Genomic DNA, 920 nt, shown 5'->3' with positions numbered 1-920 from the left:
GCGGCGGCGGTTTCGGTGGCGCGGGCAGACTGCATGCGCGCGCCGCCCGCCGCGTCTTCCACCTGGGTAGCCAGCACACCGGCGGATGCCGCCACCTCGCGGGCAATGTCCACGGCCTGCGCGGCCACGGCGGCGATCTTCTCGTTCTTGGCGCGGATGTCCGCCTCCTGCCGCCGGATGGTGGTCAGGTCGAAGTACAGGGTGAAGGCCCCGGTCTGGTTGTTGTCCAGGTCGAACATCGGGTTGGCGTTCACTTGCAGGATGTGCTCGCCGCCGTCGCCGGCCACGGTCATTTCGCCTTCCACGCGGGCGCGGGTTTCCAGCGCCTCGTCCGACCGGGTGCGGCGGCTGGCGTCGCCGAAGAAGAATTCGCCCACCCGCTGGCCGTGGTAGTCGGCGGGCTTGCCCGGTTTGCCCGCAAGGTCCAGCAGAATCTGCCCCACGAAGGTGATGCGGCCCGCGTTGTCCAGGGTCATGCACGGGAAGGTGCGCGAAATGGCGTCCAGGATGCCCTGGGCAAAGCCCAGCCGGTCCTTCAGTCGGGCCACCATGTTGCGGATTGAGCCGCGCAGGGCGTCCAGTTCTGCCGGAAAGCTGCCGTCGATGGCCGCGTTGAAGTCCCCCCCGGCCACTGCCTCGGCGTAGCTGCCCAACCGGTCGATGGGGGTCATGATGCGCGCCACGATGCTGAAGGCCACGGCGCAGGCGGCAGCCAGAAACACCCCCAGCGCGATGACGGCGGCCACGGCCATGCGGGTGCCGGTGGCGGAGGTCATGCCCTCCACTTCCGCGCTGGCGGCCAAGGCCTCGGCGGAGTCCATCTGGGCCACCAGCGCCCAGCGGGTGCCCAACACCTGCACCGGCTGCCACGCGGCCAGCACGGCGCGTCCGCGCGGGTCGGTGGTCAGATCGGAAGAGCA

The 920-nt window shown here is 70.3% G+C and carries 1 protein-coding gene; it reads right to left on the bottom strand.

Going from position 1 to position 920, the window contains the following annotated elements:
* The coding region (locus FVW20_RS16940) for a HAMP domain-containing protein (protein ID WP_196610510.1) at positions 1-920 on the bottom strand (920 nt) is incomplete at both ends.

Origin of the sequence: Nitratidesulfovibrio oxamicus (genome assembly GCF_015731765.1) — a bacterium.
GTDB classification, from domain to species: Bacteria; Desulfobacterota; Desulfovibrionia; order Desulfovibrionales; family Desulfovibrionaceae; genus Cupidesulfovibrio; species Cupidesulfovibrio oxamicus.
This window is presented reverse-complemented; position numbering and strand designations above follow the sequence as displayed.